Genomic DNA, 22,698 nt, shown 5'->3' with positions numbered 1-22,698 from the left:
GCGCCGTCCGGGGCCGTGAAAGATTAGCCGATTGGGCGTCAGGCCTGGGGCTGGGCCTCGGGCTTGACCTCGGAGGACTTGGCGTCCTCGCGGACCTTCGGCTGGGCGTCGACGCCGGCCTCGCGACGCTGCGCCGGGGTGATCGGGGTCGGGGCACCGGTCAGCGGGTCACCACCGGTGGACGTCTTCGGGAACGCGATGACGTCGCGGATGGTGTCGTACCCGCCCAGCAGCGTGACGACGCGGTCCAGGCCGAAGGCGACACCGCCGTGCGGCGGCGGGCCGTAGTTGAAGGCGTCCAGCAGGAAGCCGAACTGCGAGGCCGCCTCCTCCTCGGAGAGGCCGATCGCGTCGAACGCCCGCTTCTGCACGTCCCGCTGGTGGATACGGATCGAACCGCCGCCCAGCTCCGAGCCGTTGAGGACCAGGTCGTAGGCGTTGGAGAGCGCCGAACCCGGGTCGGTGTCGAAGGTGGCGAGCGACTCGGCGGTCGGGGCGGTGAACGGGTGGTGCACCGCGTGCCAGCCCTGGAACTCGCCCTTGTCGTCCTCGATCGGCTCGAACATCGGGAAGTCGACGACCCAGAGGAAGGCCCAGCGGGACTCGTCGATCAGCTCGCAGCGGCGGCCGATCTCCAGACGGGCGGCGCCGAGCAGCTCCTGCGAGGGGCGCTCCTTGCCGGCCGCGAAGAAGATCGCGTCACCGTTCTTGGCCCCGGCGGCGGCGGCCAGGCCGGCCAGGTGCTCCTCGGAGAGGTTCTTGGCGACCGGGCCGCGCAGCTCGCCGGTCTCGGCGTCGATCAGCACGTAGGCGAGGCCCCGGGCGCCGCGCGCCTTGGCCCAGTCCTGCCAGGCGTCGAGCTGCTTGCGCGGCTGCGAGGCACCGCCGGGCATGACCACGGCGCCGACGTACGGGGCCTGGAACACGCGGAACGAGGTGCCCTTGAAGTACTCGGTGAGGTCCGTGAGCTCCTGGCCGAAGCGGACGTCCGGCTTGTCCGAGCCGTAGCGGCCCATCGCGTCCGCGTAGCTCATCCGGGGCAGCGGGTTGGGGATCTCGTACCCGTGCACGTCGCGCCAGATCGCACCGATGATCTTCTCGCCGAGGGCCAGGATGTCCTCCTGGTCGACGAAGGAGGCCTCGATGTCCAGCTGGGTGAACTCCGGCTGGCGGTCGGCGCGGAAGTCCTCGTCGCGGAAGCAGCGCGCGATCTGGTAGTACCGCTCCATGCCGGCCACCATCAGCAGCTGCTTGAACAGCTGGGGCGACTGCGGCAGCGCGTACCAGTGGCCGGGCTGCAGGCGGACCGGGACGAGGAAGTCGCGGGCGCCCTCGGGGGTGGAGCGGGTGAGGTACGGCGTCTCGATGTCGAGGTAGTCGTTCTCCTCCATCACCCGGCGGATGATGTTGCTCACCTTGGAGCGCAGGCGCAGGCCCTTGGCCGGGCCCTCGCGGCGCAGGTCCAGGTAGCGGTAGCGGAGGCGGACCTCCTCGTTGACCGTACCGGGCTCGTACTCGGCGACCGGGAAGGGCAGCGGGGCGGCCTCGGAGAGCACCTCGATCTCGCTGACCACGACCTCGACGGCGCCGGTCGGGATGTCCGGGTTCTCGTTGCCCTCGGGCCGCACGCGGACGTCGCCGACGACCTTGACGCAGTACTCGGCACGCAGGCCGTGCACCGAGTCGAGGTCGCGGACCACGATCTGCACGGTGCCGGAGGCGTCCCGCAGGTCGATGAAGGCCACGCCGCCGTGGTCTCGGCGGCGGGCGACCCAGCCGGCCAGGGTGACGGTGGTGCCTGCGTGCTCCGGGCGGAGCGTGCCCGCGTCGTGCGTGCGGATCACAGCTGCTTCTCCTTCAGGGTGGTGACGAGAGCGTCGAGGGCGACGGGGTTCTGCTCGCCGGTGGTCATGTCCTTGAGCTGGACGACGCCGTCGGCGAGGTCCCGGTCACCTGCGAGCACGGCGAAGCGGGCGCCGGAACGGTCCGCGGACTTCATCGCGTTCTTGATGCCCTTGACGCCGAAGGCGAGGTCGGTGGCGACGCCCGCGCGGCGCAGTTCGACCACCTTGGCGAAGAGGACGTTCTTGGCCTGGTCGCTGAGCGCGACGGCGTAGACGGAGGTGGCGGCCGGCAGGTCGAGGACGACGCCCTCGGCCTCCATCGCCAGGTAGCTGCGGTCCACCCCGAGGGCCCAGCCGACGGACGGCAGCGCGGGGCCGCCGATCATCTCGGAGAGCCCGTCGTAGCGGCCGCCGCCGCCGATCGCGGACTGCGCGCCGAGGCCGTTGTGGACGAACTCGAAGGTGGTACGGGTGTAGTAGTCCAGGCCGCGGACCAGCTTGGGGTCGTCGGTGAAGGCCACCCCGTTGGCGGTCAGCAGCTCGCGGACCTTCTCGTCGTAGGCCTTGCACTCCTCGCAGAGGAAGTCGCGCAGCATCGGCGCGCCGCCGAGCTGGGCCTGCACCGACTCGCGCTTGTCGTCCAGCACGCGCAGCGGGTTGATCTCGGCCCGGCGGCGGGTGTCGTCGTCCAGGTCGAGGCCGGCCAGGAACTCCACCAGCGCGGCCCGGTAGACCGGGCGGCACTGCTTGTCGCCGAGGCTGTTGAGCAGCAGCGAGTAGTCGCGCAGGCCCAGCGAGCGGAAGGCGTCGTCGGCCAGGATGATCAGCTCGGCGTCCAGCGCCGGGTCCTCGGCGCCGATCGCCTCGGCGCCGACCTGCGAGAACTGGCGGTAGCGGCCCTTCTGCGCCCGCTCGTAGCGGTAGTAGGAGCCGGAGTACCAGAGCTTGACCGGCAGGTTGCCCTGCTTGTGCAGGTTGGCCTGGAGCGCGGCGCGCAGCACCGAGGCGGTGCCCTCGGGGCGCAGCGCGAGCTCGTCGCCGCCCTTGGTGGTGAGGTTGTACATCTCCTTGCTGACGATGTCGGTGGACTCGCCGACGCCGCGGGAGAAGAGCTTCACGTCCTCGAAGACCGGGGTCTCGATGTAGCCGTAGCCGGCCCGGCGGGCCGGCGCGGCGATCCGCTCGCGGATCGCCAGGAAGGTCGCGGAGCTGGGGGGCAGCAGGTCGTAGGTGCCCTTGGGGGCGGTGAAGGTGCTCAACTTCTCTTCCGTCACATTCCTCGTCGCGGGAAGGCCGGAGCGCCGAGCGCTCCCGCCGCCTGTCGGAGGTAGGGGTTGGTGGCGCGCTCGCGGCCGATGGTGGTCTGTCCGCCGTGGCCGGAGAGGACCACGGTCGCGTCGTCGAGGGGCAGGCACACCCGGGCCAGCGACCGCAGGATCGCGTCGCCGTCCCCGCCCGGGAGGTCCGTGCGCCCGATGGAGCCGGCGAAGAGCAGGTCGCCCGAGAACAGCACCGGGGGGAGGTCCTCGGCGCCGGGCGTCCGGAACGTCACCGACCCCTTGGTATGGCCGGGCGCGTGGTCGACGGTGAGCTTCAGGCCGGCCAGCTCCAGCACGCTGCCGTCGGTGAGCTCGCGCACGTCGTCGGGCTCGCCGACGGTGAGCTCGCCCATCAGCTGGGTGCCGAGCGAGCGGCCGAGCGCCTTCTCCGGGTCGGCCATCATGTAGCGGTCCTCGGGGTGGATCCAGGCCGGGACGCCGCGCGCGCCGCAGACCGGGACCACCGAGGCGACGTGGTCGATGTGGCCGTGGGTGAGGACCACCGCGACCGGCTTCAGCCGGTGCTCGCGGACCAGCTCCTCCACGCCGCGGGCGGCCTGGTGGCCCGGGTCCACGATGACGCATTCCTCGCCGGCGGCCGGTGCGACCAGGTAGCAGTTGGTGCCCCAGGCTCCAGCGGGGAATCCGGCGATGAACAACGCGCGTCCTTCGTGATTCGGGTCGGCCGTGGCGGCTGCGGGATGCGGCTACACGATGAGATGTAACGGAAGCCTACCGGCGCTCCGGGTCCGGTTGCGAACCAGATAGGCGGGACAGGCTCGCTCCGTCCCGACGGGTTCACCGGGTTCTTACAGCCGCGGTCCCTACACTTGGCCGCCGATGGATGCGATGATCCGCTCCAGCATCCGCACACGATCCCTCCTCGCCCCCGGGCCGGAGGGGCCGGACAGCCCCCAGTACGACAGCACCCATGTAGGAGACACGGCCGGTGGTCAGCAGCGAACAGCGGCGGCGGCAGCTCGCCCGCGAGAAGTACGAGCGCCAGGCGCGGCGCCGGGCCGAGATGCACGCCGCGCGCCGGCGTCGCAACACGATCCTCGGCAGCGCGCTCGCCGTGGTGGTGCTGGCGGGCGGCGGTGTCCTGGTGGGCACGGGTGCCTTCACCTCGGACGACAAGAAGGACACCGCGGCGGCGCCGCCGACCGCGCCGACCGCCACCGACGAGCCCACCACCCCGACCCGCACGCCGGTCGAGGGCTGCGCCGACCCGGCGCCGGGCGCGCCGAACGGCAAGCAGTGGAAGGCCGAGCCTGCCATGAGCGTCGACGCCGCCGGCACGTACACGGCGACGCTGGACACCAACTGCGGCAAGGTGACGCTCTCGCTGGACGCGGCCAAGGCGCCGCACACGGTGAACTCCTTCGCCTTCCTGGCCGGCGAGCAGTACTTCGACCACACCAAGTGCCACCGGCTGACCACCGGCGGCATCTTCGTGCTGCAGTGCGGCGACCCGACCGCCAGCGCGACCAACCCGGGCGGCACCGGCGGTCCCGGCTACAAGTTCGCCGACGAGAACCTGACCGGCGCGACGTACCCGGCGGGCACCCTGGCGATGGCCAACTCCGGCCCGGGCACCAACGGGAGCCAGTTCTTCCTGGTCTACAAGGACACCCAGCTCGGCCCGAACTACACCCCGTTCGGCAAGATCACCGGCGGTCTGGACGTGCTCCAGAAGATCGCCGCCGCGGGCACCCTGGAGGGCGGGACGGACGGTCACCCGATGGCCGACGTCACCCTCAACTCGGTGACCGCCGCGAAGGGTTGACCGGCACCGGGGCCGCCCCGCGGACGCCCGCGCGGCGCCCCGGCGCGGTCCCGGCCCGAAATCGCCCGGCCCGGATGCGGACAGCACCGGTCCTGGTCGCCTATGTTGGCGTTGTGTAGGGTGCCCAGACCCGCCGGCCGTCACCCTCGGCAGCAAAGCACGGCGGACGGGACGGCGGGCCCATCGGTCCGCCGCACATCAACTGTGGACGACGTACGCGTCCCGCTCCGGCGCGGGCGCGACGTCATGTGGAGGACGCGCTATGAGCAGCGACCCGTGGGGCCGTGTCGACGAGCAGGGCACGGTCTACGTCAGGACGGCCGACGGCGAACGCGTCGTGGGTTCCTGGCAGGCCGGCTCGCCCGAGGAGGCTCTCGCCTACTTCGAGCGCAAGTACCAGGGCATCGAGGTGGAGATCGGCCTGCTGGAGAAGCGGGTGCGCACCACCGACCTGGCCGCCAAGGACGCCCAGACCGCGCTGGACCACCTGCGCGCGCAGGTGACCGAGGGGCACGCGGTCGGCGACCTGGACGCGCTGGCCAAGCGGCTGGACGCGCTCGCCGGTGATATCGAGAGCCGCCGCGAGGAGCGCAAGGCGGCCCGCGCCAAGGCCCAGGACGAGACCCGTACGGCCAAGGAGGAGCTGGTCGCCGAGGCCGAGCGGCTCGCCGAGTCCACCCAGTGGCGGGAGGCCGGGGACCGGCTGCGCGCGCTGGTGGACACCTGGAAGGGCCTGCCCCGGCTGGACCGCAAGAGCGACGACGAGCTGTGGCACCGGTTCTCGCACGCCCGCTCGGTCTTCTCGAAGCACCGCAAGGCCCACTTCGCGACCCTGGACGCCGAGCGCGACCAGGCCCGGGCCACCAAGGAGCGGCTGGTCAGCGAGGCCGAGGCGCTCTCCTCCTCCACCGAGTGGGGCGAGACCGCGGCCAGCTACCGCGACCTGATGGCGCGCTGGAAGGCCGCCGGGCGCGCCCAGCGGGACATCGAGGACGAGCTGTGGGCGCGCTTCCGCGGCGCCCAGGACGTCTTCTTCCAGGCCCGGTCCGCGGTGTTCAGCGAGCGCGACGCCGAGCAGGTCGGCAACCAGAAGCTCAAGGAGGCGCTGGCGGCCGAGGCCGAGGCGATCCTGCCGATCACCGACCTGAAGGCCGCCAAGGCCGCCCTGCGGGACGTCAACGAGCGCTGGGAGGCGATCGGGCACGTGCCGCGCGACGCCCGCCCGAAGCTGGACGCCCGGCTGAACACCGTCGAGCGGGCGATCCGCGAGGCCGAGGACAGCGAGTGGAAGCGCTCGAACCCGGAGGCCAAGGCCCGCGCCGCCGGCATGGTCGGCCTCTTCGAGGCCAAGGCCGAGAAGATCCAGGCCGACCTGGACAAGGCCCGTGCCGCCGGCAACGCGAGCAAGGTCGCCAAGCTGGAGTCCGAGCTGGCGGGTGTGCGGACCCTGCTGGAGCAGGCGCACCGCAGCCAGGAGGAGTTCAGCGGCTGATCCGCCGCCCTCCGGACCTGACGAAGGGCCCCACCGCCGAGGCGGTGGGGCCCTTCGCCGTACCCGCTACTTGCGGGCCGAGGTGACCCGGTAGACGTCGTAGACGCCCTCCACGCCGCGGACCGCCTTCAGGACGTGGCCGAGGTGCTTCGGGTCGCCCATCTCGAAGGTGAAGCGGCTCATCGCCACCCGGTCGCGGGAGGTCTGCACCGCCGCCGACAGGATGTTGACGTGCTGGTCGGAGAGGACCCGGGTGACGTCCGAGAGCAGCCGGGAGCGGTCCAGCGCCTCGACCTGGATGGCCACCAGGAAGACGGACGACTGGGTGGCCGCCCACTCGACCTCGATCATCCGCTCGGGCTGCTGGCTGAGCGCCTCCACGTTGACGCAGTCGGCGCGGTGCACCGAGACGCCGTTGCCGCGGGTGACGAAGCCGACGATCGGGTCGCCCGGCACCGGGGTGCAGCAGCGCGACAGCTTGACCCAGACGTCCTCGACGCCCTTGACGATGACGCCCGGATCGCCCTTGGCCCGGCGGCGCACCGCCCGGCGGTTGTCGTGCGTCGGCGTGGCCGTCTCGGCCAGGTCCTCGGTGGCACCCTCCTCGCCGCCGAGCGCCTGCACCAGCTTCTGCACGATGTTCTGCGCGGCGACGTGGCCCTCGCCGATCGCCGCGTACAGCGAGGAGATGTCCGGGTAGCGCATCTCGTGGGCCAGGGTGACCAGCGAGTCGCCGGTCAGGATCCGCTGGATCGGCAGGCCCTGCTTGCGCATCGCCCGGGCGATGGCCTCCTTGCCGTGCTCGATCGCCTCCTCGCGGCGCTCCTTGGAGAACCAGGCGCGGATCTTGTTGCGGGCGCGCGGGGACTTGACGAAGCCCAGCCAGTCCCGGGAGGGGCCGGCGTTCTCCGCCTTGGAGGTGAAGACCTCGACGCTGTCGCCGTTCTCCAGGGTCGACTCCAGCGGCACCAGCCGCCCGTTGACCCGCGCCCCTATGCAGCGGTACCCGACCTCGGTGTGGACGGCGAAGGCGAAGTCCACCGGGGTCGCGCCGGCCGGCAGCGCTATCACGTCGCCCTTGGGCGTGAAGACGAAGACCTCGTTGTTGGAGAGGTCGAAGCGCAGCGACTCCAGGAACTCGCTCGGGTCCTCGGTCTCCTTCTGCCAGTCCAGCAGCTGCCGCAGCCAGGCCATCTCGTTGACGGCGCCGGCCTTGTCGTCCTTGCGGGTCTGGGTGGGGGTGTCGGTGCGGACCTTGGAGGCGCCGGCCACCGCGCGCTGCTTGTACTTCCAGTGCGCGGCGATGCCGTACTCGGCCCGGCGGTGCATGTCGAAGGTGCGGATCTGCAGCTCGACCGGCTTGCCCCCGGGACCGATCACCGTGGTGTGCAGCGACTGGTACATGTTGAACTTGGGCATCGCGATGTAGTCCTTGAACCGCCCCGGCACCGGGTTCCACCGCGCGTGGATGGTGCCCAGCGCCGCGTAGCAGTCGCGGACGGTGTCGACCAGGACCCGGATGCCCACCAGGTCGTAGATCTCGGCGAAGTCCCGGCCCCGGACGATCATCTTCTGGTAGACCGAGTAGTAGTGCTTCGGCCGGCCGGTGACGGACGCGGTGATCCGGGCACCGCGCAGGTCGCCCTGGACCTGGTCGATGACGGTGGCGAGGTACTCGTCCCGCTTGGGGGCGCGTTCGGCGACCAGGCGCACGATCTCGTCGTACATCTTGGGGTAGAGGATCGCGAAGGCGAGGTCCTCCAGCTCCCACTTGATGGTGTTCATGCCCAGCCGGTGCGCCAGCGGGGCGTAGATCTCCAGCGTCTCGCGGGCCTTCTTCTCCTGCTTCTCCCGCTTGAGGTAGCGCATGGTGCGCATGTTGTGCAGCCGGTCGGCGAGCTTGATCACCAGGACGCGCGGGTCCTTGGCCATCGCGACGACCATCTTGCGGACGGTCTCGGCCTGCGCGGCCTCGCCGAACTTCACCCGGTCCAGCTTGGTGACGCCGTCGACCAGCAGGGCCACCGAGTCGCCGAAGTCCTTGCGCAGGGTCTCCAGGCCGTAGTCGGTGTCCTCGACGGTGTCGTGCAGCAGGCCGGCCATCAGGGTCGCCGCGTCCATGCCCAGCTCGGCCAGGATGGTCGCCACCGCCAGCGGGTGGGTGATGTACGGGTCGCCGCTCTTGCGCTTCTGCCCGCGGTGCCACTTCTCCGCGACGGCGTACGCCTTCTCGATGTCCCGCAGCAGGACCGGGTCGGCCTTGGGGTCGTTGGCCCGGATCGAGCGGAACAGCGGCTCCAGGACGGGGTTGAGCACGCTGGAGCGCTGGCCGCCGAGGCGGGCCAGCCGGGCGCGCATGCCCCCGGAGGAGGACGGACGGCTCGCGGGAGCCACCGGGCGGGAGGAGGTCGGCGCCGGGCGTGCCGGGGTGGCCCCCGAGGGCGTGGGACGGTTTTCGGGGGCGGCCGCTTCGGCCGTGGGCACAACCTCGTCGGGCAAGGACACTCCTCGGGGCACCGGGCCGGCCCCTCGTGCGGCTCGCACCATCACGCACAACCGGGAGGGGATGAACCTTCATGGTACCGAGCCCGGCGCTCCCGTGTTCAGCCGGTCGGCCCCGGACACGCGGAGGGCGGCGGTCGGATGATCCGACCGCCGCCCTCCGTCCGTTCGTCGGACGCTTCCCTCAGACCGTGACCAGCGTCTCCAGCGGCGCGCCGGCCAGGTGCCCGGCCAGCCGCTCCCGGCCGTCCAGGAAGCCCAGCTCCATCAGCACCACGACGCCCACCAGCTCGGCGCCGGCCTCCTTGACCAGGTCCAGCGAGGCACCGATCGTCCCGCCGGTGGCCAGCACGTCGTCCACCACCAGCACCCGCTCACCGGGTGCGAAGGCGTCGCACTGCACCTCCAGCGTCGCCGAGCCGTACTCCAGCTCGTACGAGCGCCGGAACACCTCGCCGGGCAGCTTGCCCTCCTTGCGGATCGGCACGAAGCCGAGGCCGGCCGCGAAGGCCGCCGGGGCCGCCAGCACGAAGCCGCGCGCCTCCAGGCCCACCACCTTGGTCGCACCGAGGGCCGCCGCCCGCTCCGCCAGCGCCCGGGTGAGGGCCGCGAAGGCCTCGGCGTCGGCGAGCAGCGGTGCGATGTCCTTGAACAGCACACCGGGCTTCGGGTAGTCCGGAACGTCCCGGATCCGGCTGTTCAGCAGCTCGGCCAGGGCGGTGTCGGCGGTGGTCACGGAAGAGTCCTCACGGTCGGTCGGGCGTCAGCGCTTGGTGGACGGACGGCCCTTGGCACGCGAGGTGCCGGCCGCCCGGCCGCGCTGACCGACCATACCCGCCGGCAGGTCGCCGTCGGCGATCTCCTCGCCCTCCGGGGCCTCGCCGCGCGCCTCCGCGGCGGCGTTCCTGGCCTCCGCGGCCCGCCGCTGGGCGACCCGCTTGGCCAGCGCCTTCATCTCCGGCTGCTCCTCCTTGAGCTGCGCGAGTAGCGGGGTGGCGACGCAGATCGAGGAGTAGGCACCGGCGGCGAGACCGATGAACAGGGCCAGCGAGATGTCGTTCAGCGTGCCGGCGCCCAGGAGGCCGCCACCGATGAACAGCAGCGCCGCCACCGGGAGCAGGGCGACCACCGTGGTGTTCAGCGAGCGGACCAGGGTCTGGTTGAGGCCCGCGTTGGCCGCCTCGCTGTAGGTGATCTTGTTCTGCTTGGTGAGCCCCTTCGCGTTCTCCTTCACGGTGTCGAAGACGACGACCGTGTCGTAGAGCGAGTACCCGAGGATCGTCAGGAAGCCGATCACCGTACCGGGGGTGACCTCGAAGCCCACCAGGGCGTACACCCCGATGGTGATCAGGAGGTCGTGGATGAGGGCGACCAGGGCGGCCACCGCCATCCGCCACTCGAAGGCGATCGCCAGGTAGACCGTCACCAGGACCATGAAGATGATCAGGCCGGTGAGGGCCTTGCTGGAGATCTGCTCACCCCAGCTGGGGCCGATCACCTGGGTGTCGATCTCCGCGATCGGGACGCTGAGCTCCTTGGACAGCTTGTCGGTGAAGACCGCCGAGGAGATCTGGTCCTCGGAGCTGACCTGGATGCGGATCTTCTTGCCGTCGTCCACGGACTGCACCAGCGGGTGCGAGTGGACGATCTTGTCCACCACGTCCTGCGTCTGCGAGATGGTCAGCCCCGGCTTGGCGACGGTGTAGACCGAGCCGCCCTTGAACTCGATGCCGAGTTTCAGGCCCATGGCCAGGCCGACTGCGGCGACCAGCACGATCACGCCGGAGATGCTGTACCAGAGCTTGCGGCGGCCGACGAAGTCGAAGCTGACCTCGCCCTGGTAGAGCCGGTGACCCAGATTGGAGAAGCGCGACACGGTGTCAGGCCTCCTTCACGGCGGCAGAGGAGGAGGAGCTGCGACGACGGGTGCTGCGCAGCGGCGGGCGGGCGCCCAGGCGCTTCGGGTCCAGGCCCGACCACGGGTGACCGTCGGAGAAGAACTTCCGGCGGGCCAGCAGGGTGATCAGCGGCTTGGTGAACAGGAAGATCACCACGACGTCGAGCGCGGTGGTCAGGCCCAGCGTGAACGCGAAGCCCTGCACCTTGCCGACCGAGACCAGGTAGAGCACCGCGGCGCAGAGGAAGGACACGAAGTCCGACACCAGGATGGTGCGCCGGGCGCGCGGCCAGGCCCGCTGGACCGCCGGGCGCAGCGGGGCGCCCTCGCGGACCTCGTCGCGGATGCGCTCGAAGTAGACGATGAAGGAGTCGGCGGTGATACCGATCGCGACGATCGCGCCGCAGACGGCCGGCAGGTTCAGCGCGAAGCCGATCCCCGCGCCGAGCAGGCTCATGATCGAGTAGGTCAGGATCGCCGAGACGATCAGACCCGCGATCGAAACCAGGCCGAGGCCGCGGTAGTAGACCAGCGAGTAGAGGACCACCAGCACCATGCCGATGAGGCCGGCGACCAGGCCCGCCTTCAGCTGGTCGCCGCCGAGCTGCGGCGAGACGGTGGTGACGTCGTCCGTGGTGAACTCCAGCGGCAGCGCGCCGAAGCTCAGCACGTTGGCGAGGTTCTGCGCCTCCGCCTGGCTGAAGCTGCCGGAGATCACGGCCGAGCCGCCGGGGATGGCGTTGCGCACGTACGGGTGGGAGACGACCTGCCCGTCCAGCACGATGGCGAACTGGTTGGTCGGGTCCGGCTGGGCGGCGAGCTTGCCGGTGACGTCGGTGAAGGCGTCGGTGCCCCGGCCGTTGAACTGCAGCGCGACCTGCCAGCCGGCACCCTGCTGGGTGTCGATGGTGGCCTGCGCCTTGGAGACGTCGGCGCCCTTCACCGCGACCGGGCCGAGGGCGAGCTTGTAGAAGATCCCGCGCTCGTCCTTCTGGGTGCAGGCGACGGTCGGCTGACCCTCGGACTTCTGCAGGTTCTTGCGCTGCTCGGGCTTGGAGCAGTCGACGGCGGCGAACTCGGCGGCCAGCTCCGGCGGCACGGTGCCCGTGGTCATCGCGGCGGAGAGGTCCGGGTTGACCGGCGCGGTGGGCGCGGGAGCGCTCGGGGTCGCGGCGGCGGGCGCGCTCGGAGCGGTGCTCGCGCTGCCGGTGGCGGCCGGGGTCGGGGTGGCGTCCGCGGCGAGCGCCTCACCGACGGCGCGGCCCTGCTTGGTCGCACTGGCGCTGGGGGCGCCGGCGGACGCGGCGGGCGTGCCGGTGGCCGAGGGGGTCGCGCTCGGGGCGGCGCTGCCGCTCGCCGAGGGGGACGCGCTCGGGGCCGGGGCCTGGACACCGCTCGGGGCGAGGGCGAGGACGGGGCGGAAGTAGAGCTGCGCGGTGGTGCCGACCTGGTCGACCGCGCTCTGCTTGTCACCACCCTTGGGGATGTTGACGATGATGTTCCGGTCGCCCTGGGTCTGGACCTCCGCCTCGGAGACGCCCATCCCGTTGACCCGCTGCTCGATGATCCCGGTGGCGATGTCCATGTTGGACTTGTTGATCGCCTTGGGGTCGGTCGACTTCGCGCTCAAGGTGATGCTGGTACCGCCGGCGAGGTCGATACCCAGGCGGGGCTTGGTGTGGCCCGTCCCGAACATGAGGGCGACCAGTCCGACGGTGACCACCAGGATGAGGGCCAGAGCCCGCCCCGGGTAACCGTCGCGCGGGCGCGACTTGGGTGTTGCCACCTTGCTCGTTTCTCCCTGTCCATGCCACCTCCCCTACCGGACCCCCGTCCGGCTCGTGGCGGACGGGGGCATGGCGGATCTGCGGCCCTGAGATCCTGTGGGCTCGCGGCACTACTGACTGCGCCGCGCGGCCGGGCGGGTGCCCGGCCGTACTACTTGGTCGCGGGACCAGCGCCCTCGACGTCGCCCTTGTCGGCGCTGTCCTTGGTGAGCGTCAGCGGCTTGTCCTCGACCGGCTCGACGTCGGCGTCCTCGGCCTCCGGCTCGGACAGCTCGTCCACGGCGGGGCGACCGTTGATGATCGCGTCGTACTCCTGCGGGTCCAGGACCGCCGCCACCGCGCTCTTGGTGAAGTGGGTGACCACGCCGGGCGCGATCTCCAGCTCGACGGTCTCCTCGTTGACCGCCTTCACCTGGGCGTACAGGCCGCCGATGGTGCGCACTCCCGCCCCGGGCTCCAGCGCGGTCTGCATGCTCGCCTGCTGCTGCTGGCGCTTCTTCTGCGACCGGAACATGAGCACGATCGCGATGATCGGGAGGAGAAGGATGATGAGGTTCACTGCAGCCAGGGTCCTTTACGGGCCGCCGGCCGGCGGCCTGTGTGGTAATGGTCGGCCCGTCAGGTGAGAGGGGCGGTCCGGCGGAGTCTAGGCGACCCCGAACTGATCGGACAACGCCAAGCATCGCATCCTGCCGCCGAAAGTGGCGAGCCTGCGCCTGCACAGATTCCCCGGACTTCTCCCCCGGCTTCTCCGCGCGGACCTGCTCAGGCGTCCGCGCGCCCCGATCGCCCCGGTGTCACCCGTTCAGCCCTCGTCCGCCGGGAAAAGTTCCGACTGGGCCGGTACCGCGCCCCTGGTGGTCTGAACCGGCGGGGTCAGGCCGAGGTGCTGCCAGGCGGCGGCGGTGGCGATCCGGCCGCGCGGGGTCCGGGCCAGCAGGCCCTCGCGGACCAGGAACGGCTCGGCGACCTCCTCGACCGTCTCGGACTCCTCACCCACCGCGACCGCCAGGGTCGACAGGCCGACCGGTCCGCCGCCGAACAGCCGCAGCAGCGCGTCCAGCACCGCGCGGTCCAGCCGGTCCAGACCGCGGGCGTCCACCTCGTAGACGTCCAGCGCCCGGGCGGCGATCTCCGGGGTGACCACCCCGTCGTGCCGGACCTGCGCGAAGTCGCGGACCCGGCGCAGCAGCCGGTTGGCGATCCGCGGGGTGCCCCGGGAGCGGCCGGCGATCTCGGCGGCGCCGGCCGGGTCGATCTCGACGTCCAGCAGGGCGGCCGAGCGGTGCACCACCCGCTCCAGCTCGGCGGGCGCGTAGAACTCCATGTGGCCGGTGAAGCCGAACCGGTCGCGCAGCGGCGGCGGCAGCAGCCCGGCCCGGGTGGTCGCGCCGACCAGCGTGAACGGCGGCAGCTCCAGCGGGATGGCGGTGGCGCCCGGGCCCTTGCCGACGATCACGTCGACCCGGAAGTCCTCCATCGCCATGTAGAGCATCTCCTCCGCCGGCCGGGACATCCGGTGGATCTCGTCCAGGAAGAGCACCTCGCCCTCGGAGAGCGAGGAGAGGATCGCGGCCAGGTCGCCGGCGTGCTGGATGGCCGGGCCGGAGGTGATCCGGATCGGGGCGCCCAGCTCGGCCGCGATGATCATGGAAAGGGTGGTCTTGCCGAGCCCGGGCGGACCGCTGAGCAGCACGTGGTCCGGCGCGGTACCGCGCTGCCGGGCGGCCTGCAGCACCAGGGACAGCTGCTCGCGCACCCGCTCCTGGCCGATGAACTCGTCCAGCTGCTTGGGGCGCAGCGCCGCCTCGACCGCCTGGTCCTCGCCGTCGGCGGCGGCCGTCACCAGCCGGTCGGCCGGGTCGGAGTCGTACGGGCTCATCGGTGCGGGCTCCAATGTCGACAAGGTGACAGATGGTCGGTTTGGTGGAGGGTGGCGGCCGACGCGGCGTCAGCGCGTCCGGTTGAGGGTCCGCAGCGCGGCCCTGAGCAGCGCGCCCACATCGGTGACGGCCTGCGCCTCGGCCTCGGGGGCGACGGCGGTGACCGCCTCGTCCGCCTCGCGCGGCGCGTAGCCGAGGCCTACCAGGGCGGCGTGCAGCTGCTCGCTCCACGGCGCGGGCCCCGCGGCGATCGGCTTCTGGGCCGGGACGCTGCCGTGCGGGGCGCCCAGCTTGTCCTTGTACTCCAAGAGCAGCTTGGCGGCCTTCGCCTTGCCGATACCGGGGACGGCGATCAGCGCCTTCTCGTTCCCGGCGGCGACGGCGGCGCGCAGCTCGTCCGGGCTGTGCACGCCGAGCATGGCCTGGGCCAGGCGCGGCCCGACACCGGGCGCGGCCTGGAGGATCTCGAAGACGGCCCGCTCGTCGTCGTCGGCGAAGCCGTACAGCGTGAGCGAGTCCTCCCGGACGACCAGCGAGGTGGCGAGCCGGGCCGGCTCCCCGAGACGCAGGCCGGCCGCGGTCGCCGGGGTGCACTGGACGGCCATGCCGACGCCGCCGACCTCGACGACGACGGTGCCGCCGCTGACGGCGGCCACCGGCCCTTGGACGAAGGCGATCATCGAGCGGCTCCTCGGGGGGATCGTGCGGAGTACGGGGCCCGGGCGGCGGGCGCGGCCGCCCCGGGTGCGGTCCTGGCGGGCGCCGCCTTGGCGAGCGCCGCGGCGATCCGGTCGCTCGCGCCGCCGCGCCAGATGTGGCAGATGGCCAGCGCCAGCGCGTCGGCGGCGTCGGCCGGCTTGGGCGGGGCGTCCAGCCGCAGCAGCCGCTGCACCATGGCGGTGACCTGGGCCTTGTCGGCCCGGCCGGAGCCGGTGACGGCGGCCTTCACCTCGCTGGGGGTGTGCAGGGTGACGGGGATGCCGCGCCGGGTGGCGCAGAGCATCGCGACCGCGCTGGCCTGCGCGGTGCCCATCACGGTGCGGACGTTGTGCTGGGCGAAGACCCGCTCGACCGCGACCAGGTCGGGCCGGTGCTCGTCGAGCCAGCTCTCGATGCCCTGCTCGACCAGCAGCAGCCGGGGCCCGATGTCCGCCTCGGCGGGCGTGCGCACCACCCCGACGCCGACCATCCTCAGCGGCCGGCCCGGCGCGCCGTCGACCACCCCGATCCCGCACCTGGTCAGCCCCGGGTCCACGCCCAGTACCCGCACCTCGACCCCGCCTCTCCGAAACGCGCCGCTCGCCGTGGCGACCTGCGAAGGCTACCGCCAGGGTCGGACAGTCCCACCGACGACACCGGCCCGGTGGTCGTGGGACCACCGGGCCGGGGAGTGGGAACGATCACTCGGCGTCGAGCTGCGCACCGACCTCGTCGCTGATGTCGAAGTTGGCGAAGACGTTCTGCACGTCGTCGCTGTCCTCCAGGGCGTCGATCAGCTTCAGGATCTTGCGGGCGCCGTCGACGTCCAGCTCGACCTGCATGCTCGGGAGGAAGTTGGCCTCGGCCGAGTCGTAGTCGACGCCGGCGTCCACCAGCGCGGTCCGGACGGCGACCATCTTCGAGGCCTCGGAGACGATCTCGAAGGACTCGCCGAGGTCGTTGATCTCCTCGGGCTCCTGGTCGAGGACGACCTCGAACAGCTTGTCCTCGTCGACGCCGTCGGCCTTGGGGACGATCACGACGCCCTTGCGGTTGAACAGGTACGAGACCGAGCCCGGGTCGGCCATCGAACCGCCGTTGCGGGTCATCGCCACGCGCACGTCGGAGGCGGCGCGGTTGCGGTTGTCGGTGAGGCACTCGATGAGGACGGCGACACCGTTCGGGCCGTAGCCCTCGTACATGATCGTCGAGTAGTCGGCCCCGCCGGCCTCCGCGCCCGAGCCGCGCTTGACGGCGCGGTTGATGTTGTCGATCGGGACGGAGCTCTTCTTCGCCTTCTGGATGGCGTCGTACAGCGTGGGGTTGCCGGCCGGGTCGCCGCCGCCGGTGCGCGCCGCCACCTCGATGTTCTTGATCATCTTGGCGAAGAGCTTGCCGCGCTTGGCGTCGATCACGGCCTTCTTGTGCTTGGTGGTAGCCCACTTAGAGTGGCCGGACATCGCCAGCTCCTTTACGTCGCCAAAGGGAAATGAACAGGAGGGATCTTACCGGTGCCGCCACCGGTGGGGTGCACACGGTCCGCGTGCGGCGGCGAAGCGTTACCGGGCGGCCGCCGCCAGGTGCTCCTCGACCATCCGCACGAAGTAGCCGTGCACCCGGTGGTCCCCGGTGAGCTCGGGGTGGAAGGAGGTCGCCAGCAGGTTGCCCTGGCGGACGGCGACGACGCGGCTCTCCGGACCGTCGGCGGCCGGCAGCTCGGCCAGCACCTCGACGCCCGCGCCGACGGCCTCGACCCAGGGGGCGCGGATGAACACGCCGTGCACCGGGGCGTCGTCCAGGCCGCGGAAGGCGATGCCGGACTCGAAGGACTCGTTCTGGCGGCCGAAGGCGTTGCGGCGCACGGTCATGTCGATGCCGCCCACGGTCTCCTGGTCGTCGCGGCCGTCCAGGATCTTGTCGGCCAGCATGATCATGCCCGCGCAGGTGCCGTAGACCGGCATGCCCCCGGCGACCCGCTCGCGCAGCGGGTCCATCACGCCGAACAGCAGGGCCAGCTTGGACATGGTGGTGGACTCCCCGCCGGGGATCACCAGCGCGTCGACCTCGGCCAGCTCCTCGGCACGGCGCACCGGGCGGGCGAGCGCGTCGGCCTCGGCCAGCGCGACCAGGTGCTCGCGGACATCGCCCTGCAGGGCGAGGACGCCGATGACTGGAGTGCTCACGGTCTCAAACCTCTTCGATCGTTACGTCGTGTGTACGTGGCGCGGCCCGCCGCGCGCCGAGGCGCTGCGGCGGGCCGGCGCTGGGCGCGGGGCCGACTACCAGCCGCGGTTGGCGTAGCGCTCGCTCTCGGGCAGGGTGTCGCAGTTGATGCCGACCATGGCCTCGCCCAGGTTGCGGGAGGCGTCCGCGATGATCTTCGGGTCGTCGAAGAAGGTGGTGGCCTTGACGATCGCGGCGGCACGCTTGGCCGGGTCGCCCGACTTGAAGATGCCGGAGCCGACGAAGACGCCCTCGGCACCGAGCTGGCGCATCAGCGCGGCGTCGGCCGGGGTGGCCACACCACCGGCGGAGAACAGCACGACCGGCAGCTTGCCGAGCTCGGCGACCTCCTTGACCAGCTCGTACGGAGCGCGCAGCTCCTTGGCGGCGGCGAACAGCTCGTTGTTGTCGTAGCCGCGCAGCCGGGCGATCTCGTTCTTGATCTGGCGCAGGTGGCGGACCGCCTCGACGACGTTGCCGGTGCCGGCCTCGCCCTTGGAGCGGATCATGGCCGCACCCTCGGCGATCCGGCGCAGGGCCTCGCCCAGGTTGGTGGCACCGCAGACGAACGGCGTGGTGAACGCCCACTTGTCCGAGTGGTTCACCTCGTCGGCCGGGGTCAGCACCTCGGACTCGTCGATGTAGTCCACGCCGAGCGACTGCAGGACCTGGGCCTCGACGAAGTGGCCGATCCGGGACTTCGCCATGACCGGGATCGAGACCGCGGCGATGATCTCCTCGATCATGTTCGGGTCCGACATGCGCGCGACGCCGCCGTCCTTGCGGATGTCGGCGGGCACCCGCTCCAGCGCCATGACGGCGACAGCGCCGGCGTCCTCGGCGATCTTGGCCTGCTCGGCGTTGACCACGTCCATGATCACACCGCCCTTGAGCTGCTCGGCCATGCCGCGCTTGACCCGGGCGGTACCGATCTGCGGCTGGTCTGCGGTGGTGGGGGTGGTGGACACGTGAGACCTCACTCGAAGATGAACCAGTGCTATCGCCCTATGGTAGGCGGAAGAAATGGTCTTTCCATGCGCCATCAAGTCCAGGCTGGCCGACGGGATACGACAAACAGGCCGGATCCGGGCACACCCGGTCCGGCCTGTGAGACGCCCGCTCCTCAGGCCGGAGCACCCTCCGGGGTCAGCGCCGACGGCGGGGCGTCGTCCATCTCGAAGGCCATCGGGAACGGTGCCTTGCCCGCCAGCCGGAAGTAGCGCACCAGCCGGTGTTCGCGCACCGCCCGGGCCGCACGCACCGCGTCGTTGTGGAACCGCCGCGCCATCGGCACCCGGCGCACCGCGGCCGTCAGCTCCTTGACCGCCTCCTCGCCGCCCGGCTCGGCCACCAGCACCGCGACCTGCTCCGGCTCGGCGAACACCGCCCGCAGCGCCATGCTCAACTGGCTCTCCGCCACCTCGCGCTGCTCGTCGTCGGCCTGCCGGGCCGCGTGCGCCGCGTCCAGCAGCAGCAGCGAGGCCGCCGGGTCCAGCAGCGAGGAGGCCGCCAGCTCGATCGCGACCGAGGCCCGCCGGACCAGCTGCGCGTCCAGCGCCGCCCGCGCGGCGTCGATCCGGGCGTGCAGCCGGTCCAGTCGGCCGGCCGTCCAACTCAGGTACATGCCGAACAGCACCACGGCCACGGCGGCCCAGATCCAGGTAGTCACGGGGCGCTACGCTACCGGGTGCCCGGCGTCAGCCCCCGGCGGTGGCACTCCGGTAGCTGGCGCGGTCGATGTCCTCGACGTTCACCGCGGTGAACAGCCGGGTGCCCGGCGCCGGCGCGATCCGCTCCGCCAGCAGCGCCAGCACGGCGTCGCTGAGCGCCGCCTTCGCCTCCGGGGTACGGCCCGGGAAGATCTGGAACTCGACGTACACCTGGGCGTCGCCCGCGCCCTCGCCGTCCTCGACGCCCACCACGAAGTCCCGCACCTCGCGGAAGACCGTCTTGCACGCCTCCGGGCTCGCGTCGATGGTCTTCACCACCAGCCGGTTGATCGCCAGGCCCAGCGCACGCCGGTCGAAGGCGCCGGACAGGCTCGGGGAGTAGTCGACGGAGATCTGCGGCATCCGGTGCCTCCAGGGTCACGATGATCGGTGGTTCAGGCAGCCCAACCCCGGACGGCCCCCGCCGATTCCCGGCCGACCGGCCCCCGGACGCCCGGGTCAGTCCCGGGCCAGCCCGAACCGCCCGCGCCGGCCGCCGCGCTCGTCCTCGCCGACCACCGCCACCGCGCCGGCCGTCACCGTCTCGTACACCGCCAGGATGTCCGCACCGACCGTCGACCAGTCGAACCGCCGCACGTGCCGGGACGCCGCCTTGCGCAGCTCCTCCAGCCGGCCCGGGTCCCCCAGCAGCCGCAGTGCCGCCGCGGCCAGCGCGTCCGCGTCCTCCACCGGGAACAGCTCCCCCGCGTCTCCGCCGTCCAGCACCTGCTTGAACGCGTCCAGGTCGCTCGCCAGCACCGGGGCGCCCGCCGACATCGCCTCCACCAGGATGATCCCGAAGCTCTCGCCACCGGTGTTCGGCGCCACGTACAGGTCGACGCTGCGCAGCAGCCGGGCCTTGTCCCGGTCGCTCACCATGCCGAGGAACTCCACCTGCGCGCGGACCTCCGGCGCCAGGCCGGCGACCGCCTCCTCCTCGTCGCCCTTGCCGGCCACCAGCAGCCGCACCCCCGGCCGCTCGGCCAGGATCCGCGGCAGGGCCGCCAGCAGCGTCGGCAGGCCCTTGCGCGGCTCGTTGATCCGGCCGATGAAACCGATCGTGCCGGGCTCGCCGGACGCCGCCCCACCCGTCCAGCGCGCGTCCGGCTCCGCCTCCGCGAAGAAGCCGACGTCCACCCCGTTGGGGATCACCACCGCGTCCCCGCCCAGGTGCTCCACCAGGGTCCGCCGGGCGTACTCGCTCACCGCGATCCGCGCCCGCATCTTCTCCAGGCCGGGCTGCAGGATCGGCGAGGCCGCGATCATCGCCCGCGACCGCGGATTGGACGTGTGGAAGGTGCCGACCATCGGCCCCGACGCCGACCACGCGGCCAGCATCGATAGGCTCGGCGAGGCCGGCTCGTGCACGTGCAGGATGTCGAACCGGCCCTCGTTCAGCCACCGCCGGACCCTGGCCGCCGAGAGGATGCCGAAGCTCAGCCGCGCGACCGAGCCGTTGTACGGCACCGCCACCGCCCGCCCCGCCGAGACCACGTACGGCGGCAGCGCCTCGTCGTCCTCCGCGGGCGCCAGCACCGACACCTCGTGGCCGAGGCCGATCAGGTGCTCGGCCAGGTCCCGGATGTGGAACTGCACCCCGCCGGGAACGTCCCAGTCGTACGGGCAGACGATGCCGATCTTCACTGGTTCCTCGTGATCCTGTAGGTGCGGCGGGTGCGGCGGGTCAGGGCCCGGAGGCCTCGGCGGCGGGCTCGCCGGCGGCCGGAGCGGGGCGGGCGGCGCCGGCCGGCCGCGCCGGCTCCTCCACCGCCGCGCGGACCGGCAGGTCCGCCAGCCAGAACCGCTGCAGCATGTGCCAGTCCTCGGGGTGCTCGCGGATCCCCTGCTCCCAGACGTCGGCCATGGCCTGCACCATCGCCTGGGTCTTCTCCTTGCGGTCCCCCTCCGGCGGCGGAACGATCTCGGGGTGGATCCGCGCCCGCAGCAGCGGGCCGTCGTACCAGAGCGAGACCGGCAGCAGCGCCGCCCCGGTCCGCTGGCAGAGCGCCGCCGGACCGGCCGGCATCCTGGTCGCCTCCCCGAAGAAGGACACCTCGATCCCGGCCTCCGAGAGGTCCCGGTCGCCGACCAGGCAGACCAGCTTCCCCTCCCGCAGCCGGCGGGCCAGCGTACCGACGACGTTCACCCCGCCGCCGGTCAACGCGAGCACCTCCATGCCCAGGCTCTCCCGGAACGCCACAAAGCGGTCGAACAGCTTCTCGGGCTTCAGCCGCTCCGCGACCGTGGTGAACGGGTACCCCTCCAGCGCCACCCAGGCGCCCGCGAGGTCCCAGTTCCCCATGTGCGGCAGCGCGACCACCGCGCCGCGGCCGGACTCCATCGCCTCCCGCAGCTGCTCGAAGCCGGCCACCTGCACATCGCGGGCCACCCGCTGCCGGCTCCACACCGGCAGCCGGAAGGACTCCATCCAGTACCGCATGTACGACCGCATCCCGGCCCGCGACAACTCCCGCAGCCCGGCCTCGTCCAGCCCCGGCCGGACCCGCCGCAGGTTCGCCTCCAGCTGGAGCACCCGCTTGCCGCGCCTGCGCCAGGCGAAGTCGGCGATCCGGTCGAACAGGCCCCGCGCCACCGGCTCCGGCAGGTGCCGCAGCACCGCCCAGCCCGACGCGTAGGCCGAGTACACCAGTCGGTCCTTCACCGAAGGCCCGCCCCCCATCAGCTCCCGGCCGCCGCTCGGTCGGCCTCGAACGCCTCGCGGCGCACCGTCAGCATCCGCTGGAACACCGTGACCAGGCTGCCCGCGGCCACCAGCCACAGCGCCACCGGCAACAGCCACTCCACATAGGGCACCCCGAAGGTGTGCAGACCCGCGACGCCGGCCGCGACCAGACTGATCACCAGCCGCTCGGCCCGCTCCACCAGCCCCGACACATCACACGGCAGCCCCTGGCTCTCCGCCCGCGCCTTGGTGTACGACACCACCAGGCCGCTGGCCAGGCAGAAGATCGCCACGGCACAGAGCAGATCGTTGTCGCCCCCGCCCGCGTACCACATCGCCAGCCCGCCGAAGATCGCGGCGTCCGCGACCCGGTCCAGCGTGGAGTCCAGGAAGGCACCCCACTTGGTCGACCGGCCCAGCTGCCGCGCCATGTTCCCGTCCACCAGGTCCGAGAAGATGAACAGCGTGATCGTGATGGTGCCCCAGAAGAACTCCCCACGCGGGAAGAACACCAGCGCCCCGGCGACCGAACCGGCGGTACCGATCAGCGTCACGGCGTCCGGGCTCACCCCCAGCCGGATCAGGAACGCGGCGAACGGGGTCAGGACACGTGTGAAGAAGGCACGCGCGTATTTGTTGAGCATGGCCTTCCGAACCGCTCCGATCTCCCTGGTACCCGCCTGCGGCGGAGTACGCGGCAGACGGCCGGACGGATCAGCCCACCCGGCGCACCCATCGTAGTCACGCCCACGACGCCCCTCCGCGCACCGCACCGCCCGCCCGCCCCCACCGCCCGCCCACCCGCGACCCCCGGCGCACGGCCGCACACACCCGGTCACCGCGGACCCCCAGAACACGCGCCCCCGCGAACACC

General features: G+C 72.1%; 21 protein-coding genes. 2 read left to right on the top strand and 19 right to left on the bottom strand.

The features are described 5' to 3' along the window. Nucleotides 1–38 precede the first annotated feature (38 nt). The 3 genes from aspS to ABT263_RS24765 are packed head-to-tail and all read right to left on the bottom strand — an operon-like array spanning nt 39 to nt 3,822. Nucleotides 39–1,844: an aspartate--tRNA ligase gene (aspS, locus tag ABT263_RS24775; RefSeq protein ID WP_352293289.1), complete on the bottom strand. Its 1,806-nt coding sequence runs from the start codon at nt 1,842–1,844 to the stop codon at nt 39–41. Next, complete coding sequence (hisS, locus tag ABT263_RS24770) at nt 1,841–3,103, bottom strand: histidine--tRNA ligase (protein ID WP_329486809.1); 1,263 nt, start codon at nt 3,101–3,103, stop codon at nt 1,841–1,843. The genes aspS and hisS overlap by 4 nt, the downstream gene beginning before the upstream one ends. Nucleotides 3,104–3,114: 11 nt before the next feature. Then, nucleotides 3,115–3,822 carry an MBL fold metallo-hydrolase gene (locus ABT263_RS24765; protein ID WP_329486810.1) on the bottom strand — a complete coding sequence of 236 codons (708 nt, stop codon included), beginning with the start codon at nt 3,820–3,822 and terminating at the stop codon, nt 3,115–3,117. Nucleotides 3,823–4,112: 290 nt separating this feature from the next. Between ABT263_RS24765 and ABT263_RS24760 the strand changes: the two genes are divergently transcribed. Then, the gene (locus ABT263_RS24760) at nt 4,113–4,949 is read left to right on the top strand and encodes a peptidylprolyl isomerase (protein WP_352293287.1); all 837 of its coding nucleotides are present in this window, start codon (nt 4,113–4,115) and stop codon (nt 4,947–4,949) included. Between the two features lie 262 nt (nt 4,950–5,211). Continuing rightward, nucleotides 5,212–6,441 carry a DUF349 domain-containing protein gene (locus tag ABT263_RS24755; protein WP_352293285.1) on the top strand — a complete coding sequence of 410 codons (1,230 nt, stop codon included), beginning with the start codon at nt 5,212–5,214 and terminating at the stop codon, nt 6,439–6,441. A gap of 66 nt (nt 6,442–6,507) precedes the next feature. Here ABT263_RS24755 and ABT263_RS24750 read toward each other — a convergent pair whose 3' ends face one another. The 16 genes from ABT263_RS24750 to pgsA all read right to left on the bottom strand — a co-directional run bounded on the left by ABT263_RS24750 (nt 6,508) and on the right by pgsA (nt 22,468). Then, on the bottom strand, nt 6,508–8,988 hold the full coding sequence (locus ABT263_RS24750) for a RelA/SpoT family protein (protein ID WP_380386243.1): 2,481 nt from the start codon (nt 8,986–8,988) through the stop codon (nt 6,508–6,510). Nucleotides 8,989–9,127: 139 nt separating this feature from the next. Continuing rightward, complete coding sequence (locus tag ABT263_RS24745; RefSeq protein ID WP_352293283.1) at nt 9,128–9,679, bottom strand: adenine phosphoribosyltransferase; 552 nt, start codon at nt 9,677–9,679, stop codon at nt 9,128–9,130. Nucleotides 9,680–9,706: 27 nt separating this feature from the next. After that, the gene (secF, locus tag ABT263_RS24740) at nt 9,707–10,819 is read right to left on the bottom strand and encodes a protein translocase subunit SecF (RefSeq protein WP_352293281.1); all 1,113 of its coding nucleotides are present in this window, start codon (nt 10,817–10,819) and stop codon (nt 9,707–9,709) included. 4 nt (nt 10,820–10,823) lie between these two features. Beyond that, a complete protein-coding gene (gene secD, locus ABT263_RS24735) occupies nt 10,824–12,626 on the bottom strand; it encodes a protein translocase subunit SecD (RefSeq protein WP_502885854.1) in 1,803 nt (600 codons plus the stop codon). A gap of 152 nt (nt 12,627–12,778) precedes the next feature. Further along, nucleotides 12,779–13,186 (bottom strand): preprotein translocase subunit YajC, encoded by a 408-nt coding sequence (gene yajC, locus ABT263_RS24730; RefSeq protein WP_329486816.1) that lies wholly within the window; start codon nt 13,184–13,186, stop codon nt 12,779–12,781. A gap of 246 nt (nt 13,187–13,432) precedes the next feature. Beyond that, nucleotides 13,433–14,509 (bottom strand): Holliday junction branch migration DNA helicase RuvB, encoded by a 1,077-nt coding sequence (ruvB, locus tag ABT263_RS24725; protein WP_329486817.1) that lies wholly within the window; start codon nt 14,507–14,509, stop codon nt 13,433–13,435. 69 nt (nt 14,510–14,578) lie between these two features. Beyond that, nucleotides 14,579–15,190: a Holliday junction branch migration protein RuvA gene (gene ruvA / locus ABT263_RS24720; protein ID WP_329486818.1), complete on the bottom strand. Its 612-nt coding sequence runs from the start codon at nt 15,188–15,190 to the stop codon at nt 14,579–14,581. Continuing rightward, entirely contained in the window at nt 15,187–15,780 is a 594-nt protein-coding gene (gene ruvC, locus ABT263_RS24715; RefSeq protein WP_329486819.1) for a crossover junction endodeoxyribonuclease RuvC, read from the bottom strand. Before ruvC ends, ruvA begins: the two co-directional genes overlap by 4 nt. A gap of 130 nt (nt 15,781–15,910) precedes the next feature. Then, nucleotides 15,911–16,669 (bottom strand): YebC/PmpR family DNA-binding transcriptional regulator, encoded by a 759-nt coding sequence (locus ABT263_RS24710; protein ID WP_329486820.1) that lies wholly within the window; start codon nt 16,667–16,669, stop codon nt 15,911–15,913. Between the two features lie 99 nt (nt 16,670–16,768). Then, nucleotides 16,769–17,392 (bottom strand): pyridoxal 5'-phosphate synthase glutaminase subunit PdxT, encoded by a 624-nt coding sequence (gene pdxT / locus ABT263_RS24705; RefSeq protein WP_329486821.1) that lies wholly within the window; start codon nt 17,390–17,392, stop codon nt 16,769–16,771. A gap of 96 nt (nt 17,393–17,488) precedes the next feature. Next, the gene (gene pdxS, locus ABT263_RS24700; protein WP_329486822.1) at nt 17,489–18,400 is read right to left on the bottom strand and encodes a pyridoxal 5'-phosphate synthase lyase subunit PdxS; all 912 of its coding nucleotides are present in this window, start codon (nt 18,398–18,400) and stop codon (nt 17,489–17,491) included. A gap of 155 nt (nt 18,401–18,555) precedes the next feature. Next, the gene (locus ABT263_RS24695) at nt 18,556–19,101 is read right to left on the bottom strand and encodes a LemA family protein (protein WP_329486823.1); all 546 of its coding nucleotides are present in this window, start codon (nt 19,099–19,101) and stop codon (nt 18,556–18,558) included. A 28-nt stretch (nt 19,102–19,129) separates the two neighbouring features. Further along, nucleotides 19,130–19,504: a 5-carboxymethyl-2-hydroxymuconate Delta-isomerase gene (locus ABT263_RS24690; RefSeq protein WP_352293279.1), complete on the bottom strand. Its 375-nt coding sequence runs from the start codon at nt 19,502–19,504 to the stop codon at nt 19,130–19,132. Nucleotides 19,505–19,600: 96 nt separating this feature from the next. Continuing rightward, the gene (locus ABT263_RS24685; RefSeq protein ID WP_329486826.1) at nt 19,601–20,785 is read right to left on the bottom strand and encodes a glycosyltransferase family 4 protein; all 1,185 of its coding nucleotides are present in this window, start codon (nt 20,783–20,785) and stop codon (nt 19,601–19,603) included. A 40-nt stretch (nt 20,786–20,825) separates the two neighbouring features. Beyond that, entirely contained in the window at nt 20,826–21,821 is a 996-nt protein-coding gene (locus tag ABT263_RS24680; RefSeq protein ID WP_352293277.1) for a phosphatidylinositol mannoside acyltransferase, read from the bottom strand. Further along, complete coding sequence (gene pgsA / locus ABT263_RS24675) at nt 21,821–22,468, bottom strand: phosphatidylinositol phosphate synthase (RefSeq protein ID WP_352293275.1); 648 nt, start codon at nt 22,466–22,468, stop codon at nt 21,821–21,823. The genes ABT263_RS24680 and pgsA overlap by 1 nt, the downstream gene beginning before the upstream one ends. Between the last annotated feature and the right edge of the window lie 230 nt (nt 22,469–22,698).

It is taken from the genome of Kitasatospora sp. NPDC001603, assembly GCF_040298365.1.
Taxonomy (GTDB): domain Bacteria; phylum Actinomycetota; class Actinomycetes; order Streptomycetales; family Streptomycetaceae; genus Kitasatospora.
The sequence above is the reverse complement of the archived record's forward strand: the minus strand, read 5'-3'. Positions and strand labels throughout refer to the sequence as shown.

Bases quoted from the DNA above. Each gene is read 5' to 3' on its own strand.
- ABT263_RS24755 (WP_352293285.1), top strand. From the start codon at position 5,212: ATGAGCAGCGACCCGTGGGGCCGTGTCGACGAGCAGGGCACGGTCTAC.
- ABT263_RS24680 (WP_352293277.1), bottom strand. From the start codon at position 21,821: ATGGGGGGCGGGCCTTCGGTGAAGGACCGACTGGTGTACTCGGCCTAC.
- ABT263_RS24690 (WP_352293279.1), bottom strand. From the start codon at position 19,504: ATGCCGCAGATCTCCGTCGACTACTCCCCGAGCCTGTCCGGCGCCTTC.
- ruvB (WP_329486817.1), bottom strand. From the start codon at position 14,509: ATGAGCCCGTACGACTCCGACCCGGCCGACCGGCTGGTGACGGCCGCC.
- pgsA (WP_352293275.1), bottom strand. From the start codon at position 22,468: ATGCTCAACAAATACGCGCGTGCCTTCTTCACACGTGTCCTGACCCCG.
- ABT263_RS24710 (WP_329486820.1), bottom strand. From the start codon at position 16,669: ATGTCCGGCCACTCTAAGTGGGCTACCACCAAGCACAAGAAGGCCGTG.
- ABT263_RS24750 (WP_380386243.1), bottom strand. From the start codon at position 8,988: ATGGTGCGAGCCGCACGAGGGGCCGGCCCGGTGCCCCGAGGAGTGTCC.
- ruvA (WP_329486818.1), bottom strand. From the start codon at position 15,190: ATGATCGCCTTCGTCCAAGGGCCGGTGGCCGCCGTCAGCGGCGGCACC.